Here is a 5,902-nt window from a genome sequence, read left to right as displayed (position 1 = left end):
ACCGCTGCCCCAAGGTGTTCCTCTCTGCCATCGCGCTCGCGGCTCTCGTCATCTATTGGTTATGAATCCTGACCCTAGCACAACGCAACCATCGACCACAGGGTCCAATACTCGACACTCGGGCCTATTTATAAGGTTCACTGCGGTTGCATATCGCAAGGCACTGAGGTGCGGCCTCGAACGTCCGCTCTCTTTGGGTTTCCCATTCCTGTTTGCGGGCGCGGCGAATGTCAGCAATCCGCCCCTTCCAGCAAGACCTCCCGCTCCTGCGGAGAAGATCGAGGGTTTGCTGCGAACGGCAGGAAGGTCCGCACTGCCGACCTTCGTCTTCAAGGCCGCGCCGTGCGATGCCGTGGATGACCGGTTCGGAGAAACTGCATCGCAGCGATTGCCGCGCCGGTGACAGTCCGGATCGGGCCGTCTTTGATGGCGGCCCAATTCGTTAAATTTCCAAGGCCTTTGCGATCGCGAGAGCATCCTCAAGCTCGACGCCGAGATATCTGACAGTGCTGTCCATCTTGGTATGCCCCAGCAGCATCTGGACGGCACGCAGGTTGCCCGTCTTATTGTAAATCTGTGTCACCTTGGTGCGACGCATGGAGTGTGTCCCGTAAGCGCTTGCTTCAAGCCCTATCGATCGTACATCCACCCTAAAAGGGGGATATCGACGCCAATGCGGCCCCCGACCGGGTAACAAGATGATCGGAAAACGCTGGCGGGGTTCAGGTTCCAGTGCCTCCCTCCGTCTCAATTTTCAACGTCTCACCACAATGTTTACAGTGAATCGCGTCCGTTTCATGGCGGTTCAGTCCGCATTCCGGGCATTTATGCTTGATCTTGGAGGGCTGGAAGATGGCGCGGGCCAACTGCACAAAAAGCGCGACGCCCACGACCATGATGAACACGGATAAGAGCTTTCCGCCGGTTGTCGTCATCGTGATGTCGCCAAAGCCCGTCGTCGTCAGCGTCGCAACTGTGAAATAGAGCGCGTCGACATATGCGGCGATGCCCCGGGAGTCATCGAAGGCGAGCATGAAAACGAGCGACGTCGTCACGAAGATAAAGACAAACAGATTGACCGCAGCGAGGATGGCGTCTTCGTGCCTTCGGAAGTACAGGCTCTCGCGCCGCAGGTCACGCAGGAGGTGATAGGCATGGATCAGCCGCAGGCCACGCAGCACGCGAAGGAATGCGAAGCTCTCGGTGATGAACGGGGCCAGGAGCAGGGACAGAACGACGACGAAATCGGCAAGGGTGTAGATGCGCGCGAGTTCCCGGCGCAGGTTATCGGAAATCCAGAGCCGGGCCGCGAGGTCCAGAAGTATGAGCAGGCCGAGCCCAGTGTTCAAAGCTGACGTTATCGGTGTGTAGGGCATCGCCGCGGTTGCGATGAAATAGACGATCGTAAGCGCATCGAAAACGATCAGCCCATAGCGAAAGCGCCGGGCGCGTTGGCTGTGACCGGTGTAGAGCAGCCTGACCGTTCGGTGCAAATCTTCCATGTGCGTAACATGTCACAAGTTTTCGCCTCGAACCATCGGCCGATCCTCACGGTAATCACGCGGGCAAGCTTGGTTCACCGCATAGGGATCGGCTGACGTCGCCAAGTTCTTGGACCCGCGGCGAACGGCTGGTTCGACGAGCCGCACTGCGAAAACACGACTGGTGACGAGCGGCGGCTCAGGGCCGGTCGCGATGGGCATACCTATGCGGCAACTGCGAACCCATCTGCGAGCAGAGGAGACAGTTTGGCTCCAAGCCGACCTCGGATGCGGTGCGTCGTCCCGTGATATGCTACAATGGTCAACGTCGGGTTGTCGTTTTGGGAGGGCGTGGCGGATCGGAGAATCAGTCATGGAAATCGCGAACTTTCCTGCCATTCGCGCGCTGCGCCCAGCTTGGAACAAAGGTCGCATCGTCGGTCAGAAACGGCCTTTGAAGCCAAAACACGTATGGGCAATCAGAGTTCGGTTGGAGTTGGCCGAGAACCATCGCGATCTGGCGCTCTTCAATCTGGCCATCGACAGCAAGCTGCGCGGTTGCGATCTGGTCAGGATGAAGGTCGTGGATGTCTTGGCATCCGACCAAATCAAGGAACGCACGTCGGTTCTGCAAAGCAAGACGCTGAAAGCTGTCCGTTTCGAAATCTCAGAGGGCACGCGGGTGTCTCCTGATAGACGGACGAAAGATCCGCTGATGGTCGGCTCCGAATATCTTTGGCCAGGCCGATTTCACGAACGCCTCCACATATCCACCCGCCAGTATGCCCGGATCGTCCGCGACTGGGTCACATCGATAGGGCTTGAAGCAAGCGCTTACGGGACACACTCCATGCGTCGCACCAAGGTGACACAAATTTACAAGAAGACGGGCAATCTGCGTGCTGTCCAGCTGCTGTTGGGTCATACCAAGATGGACAGCACTGTCAGATATCTCGGCGTTGAGCTTGAGGATGCTCTCGCGATCGCAGAGGCCATTGAAATTTAACGCTTTGGGCCGCCATTAAAGACGGCCCTTGGCTGACTTTCGATCACAATCCAGGCAAATGGCAGGTTTGAACGATTCTTCTACCAGTCGATTCTTCGAGCGCGGGAGCAGGCAACCGTGCTCGGAAAAGACCTGACGCTCCGCAAGACAGATCTCGCGGAGCGTCGACGTCAATCAGTCAGCCCGGGTCACGACCTTTACGGCAGGCGGCGCCGCGACGCCTGCGCCTTCCATCGCCGATTTCAGCTTGTCGGAGGTGAGAAATTCCTCGGCGGCCTCGAGGCTTTCGAAACCGTGCAGGACGAGCACGTTGTTCGGGTCAGCGGGGTTTTGATAGACCTGCTCCATGATAACCCCGCCGGCCTGCTGCTCGTCGGCGAAATCATTGTAGACTTGGCGCCAGACGCCGTAGTCCTCGACCGGGTGGCTGATCACCGCCAGCACAGGAACGTCCTGCGCTGAGGCTGCAACAGGCAAGGCAAGAAAAACCGAAGCGGCAAGGCTGCGAATGAACTGGGTCATGATATCCTCCATAGGTTGGTTCTGCCGACGACAACCATCGGCGATGTCCTAAGCCTGCCGGAGTATCTCTGACATACGTATCCCTCGGGATGCAGAACCGGGCGGCGTTCGTGCAGAGATGCGTGAAGCGCTCAGACCGGCTCCCAGAGCGGGCCGTGCGGGATGTTCTCGCCGACGAATTTCATCAAGCGGCGGATCGGTGGCTGGGAATAGGCTTCTTTCGAGGCCACGACCCAGAGCGTGTGATGAAGCTTCTCGTGTCGGAAGCACGGCACGAGGTCGGGCTCGAAATCGCCTGCTACGCAGGGCAGCAGCCCGAGCCCGGCGTTCGAGCGCAGCGAACCGATCATACCGGTGACCGAATTCACCTGAAGCGCCCGGTCCGCCTCGTCGATCTGTTCGGCCAGCCAACGTGCAGCACCGACCACCTCAGCCAATCGGCCATTGTAGAGGACGAATTTGTGACCCTGACATGTTTCAAGGCCGTGCGGCATACCGTTCTGCCGTTCGTAGTGGCGGCTGCAATAGACCCCCCACGGAATAAGAGCGAGCTTCCGCGCGATCAGCGTATCGCCTGTAATATCGTCCGCCGCGCGCAGGGCGATATCGGCCTCGCCCTTCTCCAGCGACACTTGGTTCGAACTGATATCGACATCGAATTCGATGTCCGGATGTTTGGCGCGGAATCGCGTCAGCAGGGGGAACCCCCAATGTTCCATGACCTCCGGGTTGCCCGTCAGCCGTATGATGCCGGACACCTCACGCGAAAGCCGCTCGGCCCGGGTCTGGATCGTCTCCGCCGAGGCCGCCATCTGGCCTGCCAGATCAAGCAGCGCGCTGCCATGTGCCGTCAAGGTGTAGCCGCGCGGATCGCGTTCGAACAGTGTCAGCCCGAGGACATGCTCCAGCGCCTGGATGCGGCGGCTCACGGTCGTCTGGTTGATGTTCAGCCTTTTGGATGCCCCCAGCGTCGAGCCCTCCTGCGCCACCGCCAGAAAGAGCCGGATATCGTCCCAGTCGAACATATGACCTCCTCCCGAAGCCCGTCTGCATTCCCGCAGGACAGTTCTGCGACGGATGAGCTACGCCGGAACCGTCAACACCATCATGCTTGGTGCAGGCCCTGACGTCGCAAGGCGCAGCGGCAGAACCAAACATAGGAGGAAGATCATGCTTCGCACAATAACCCTGACCGCCTTTGCCGTGGCAGCTCTCAGCTTTCCTGCCGCTGGCGACTCCATCCAGGCCGATGAGGCAAGAATAATCGAGGCCTTTGCCCAGGCGCTCGGTGGCAAGGACGATGCTCTTGCGCCTCACCTTGCCGAAGCGGCGGTCTATATGCCCTCGACCGGCGGGCGTTTCGAGGGAGCCGAGAGCATCGCACAAAGCCTGGCAGCCTTTCCGGATGTCGCGGATTTCACGGCCGAAATCGACGACAGGGTGCCGCTGGGCGGAGACCATATGCTCTACACCGGCACCTACACCGTGACCCTGCCGCCAGAGATGGGCGGGGCCACGCTGCCGGGCGAATACGTGTTGGTTGCCAAGAACACACCCGAAGGACTGAAGTTGCTTCGCCACGTCGCATTCCCCGCCCGTGGCATGGACCGCTGACCGATCCCGTGCGGTGCCGTGCCTTGCCGCGGCACCGCAAATTCTCAGAAAGGACATCGTCATGATTACCGCTACAGAGCATCGGACGCCCGTCAAAGTACGGGAGATGCACAACCACCATTTTGACAGCACGATCTGGAATGACCTCACGTTCCGCGAGGACGACATCGTGATCTCGACCTATGCCAAGTCGGGCACGACCTGGATGCAGCAGATCGTCAGCCAGTTGATCTTCAAAGGGGCCGAGGGGCTACCCGTCGCCGAAATGTCGCCCTGGCTCGATCTCCGCGTGCCGCCAAAGCAGATCAAACTGCCCGAGGTCGAGGCGCAGAGGCATCGCCGGTTTCTCAAGACCCATCTGCCCGTCGATGCGCTGCGCATGTCGTCGAAGGCGAAATACATCTATATCGGCCGCGACGGGCGTGACGTGATTTGGTCCTTGCACAACCACCATTCGACCGCCAACCAGGCCTGGTATGACGCGCTGAACAAGACCCCCGGCCTGGTCGGCCCCGAGATCGGACCGCCGCACGAGGACCCCGTCACCTATTTCCGTCACTGGCTGGAGAATGACGGCGCGCCGTTCTGGCCGTTCTGGGAGAATGTCCGGTCCTGGTGGGACATCCGCGACCTGCCCAACGTGCTGATGGTGCATTTCGCCGATCTGAAGCGCGACTTCGAGGGCGAGCTTGAGCGCATTGCGGCCTTTCTCGAGCTCCCCATTCCTGAAGATGCACGTGCGCGGATCATCGAGCACTGCTCGTTTGCCTACATGAAACGCAACGCGGCGGCGTCGGTCCCGCTTGGAGGCGCGTTCTGGGAGGGTGGTGCCCAGAGTTTTATCCACAAGGGCACGAACGGGCGTTGGAAGGATCGGCTGCCGAACGACCTTTCAGACGCGTATGAGCGGCGTGCAGAGGAGGAGCTCGGGAAGGATGCGGCTGCTTGGCTGAAAGACGGACGGCTGCTGCGGTAGGTATTTTGCCATTGACCCGAAGGTCGCTCGGAGCGCCATGAATGCGGTCAGCACCGCGGGAAATATCGAGCGTGCTCCGGTCCACCTTGTTGGACCGGTGGCTTCTCTGATGAGGCGTCGCAGATCAGCCACCTCAGTCATTCACGCATGCCGCTGCGAATGACCTTTTTCCCCTCGTCATTGTCGACCATCACATCTCCAGCCGGTCAAGCCTCGCTAAATGTGTGATGTGATCCCCGGAAACGCCCCCGATCTCGGTTAGAGTTTTCCGCATCGAATCCCCGGCTGGGACAGGAGCGGAAA

6 protein-coding genes and 1 pseudogene are annotated in these 5,902 nt (G+C 59.8%); 3 read left to right on the top strand and 4 right to left on the bottom strand.

From position 1 onward, the window contains the following. Nucleotides 1–442 precede the first annotated feature (442 nt). Together ACN0SE_RS19955 and ACN0SE_RS19950 are read right to left on the bottom strand one after the other, a co-directional pair. Nucleotides 443–643, bottom strand: a pseudogene (locus tag ACN0SE_RS19955) (tyrosine-type recombinase/integrase); the annotation flags it as partial. 79 nt (nt 644–722) lie between these two features. After that, on the bottom strand, nt 723–1,502 hold the full coding sequence (locus ACN0SE_RS19950) for a potassium channel family protein (protein WP_417526285.1): 780 nt from the start codon (nt 1,500–1,502) through the stop codon (nt 723–725). A gap of 352 nt (nt 1,503–1,854) precedes the next feature. On the opposite strand from ACN0SE_RS19950, the gene ACN0SE_RS19945 reads away from it, so the two are divergent. Then, nucleotides 1,855–2,487 (top strand): tyrosine-type recombinase/integrase, encoded by a 633-nt coding sequence (locus ACN0SE_RS19945; protein ID WP_417526284.1) that lies wholly within the window; start codon nt 1,855–1,857, stop codon nt 2,485–2,487. Between the two features lie 174 nt (nt 2,488–2,661). Here the strand turns inward: ACN0SE_RS19945 and ACN0SE_RS19940 are convergent, their stop codons facing one another. Next, the gene (locus ACN0SE_RS19940; protein WP_417526283.1) at nt 2,662–3,009 is read right to left on the bottom strand and encodes a hypothetical protein; all 348 of its coding nucleotides are present in this window, start codon (nt 3,007–3,009) and stop codon (nt 2,662–2,664) included. A gap of 131 nt (nt 3,010–3,140) precedes the next feature. Further along, on the bottom strand, nt 3,141–4,034 hold the full coding sequence (locus tag ACN0SE_RS19935; RefSeq protein ID WP_417526282.1) for a LysR family transcriptional regulator: 894 nt from the start codon (nt 4,032–4,034) through the stop codon (nt 3,141–3,143). 52 nt (nt 4,035–4,086) lie between these two features. Here ACN0SE_RS19935 and ACN0SE_RS19930 point away from each other — a divergent pair, with 52 nt between their 5' ends. Then, entirely contained in the window at nt 4,087–4,623 is a 537-nt protein-coding gene (locus ACN0SE_RS19930; RefSeq protein ID WP_417526281.1) for a YybH family protein, read from the top strand. Nucleotides 4,624–4,684: 61 nt separating this feature from the next. Beyond that, nucleotides 4,685–5,599, top strand: coding sequence for a sulfotransferase domain-containing protein (locus ACN0SE_RS19925; RefSeq protein ID WP_417526280.1), 915 nt, complete (start codon nt 4,685–4,687; stop codon nt 5,597–5,599). Nucleotides 5,600–5,902: the final 303 nt, after the last annotated feature.

This window comes from Marinovum sp. (genome assembly GCF_048263515.1).
Lineage (GTDB): Bacteria > Pseudomonadota > Alphaproteobacteria > Rhodobacterales > Rhodobacteraceae > Marinovum.
The sequence above is the reverse complement of the archived record's forward strand: the minus strand, read 5'-3'. Positions and strand labels throughout refer to the sequence as shown.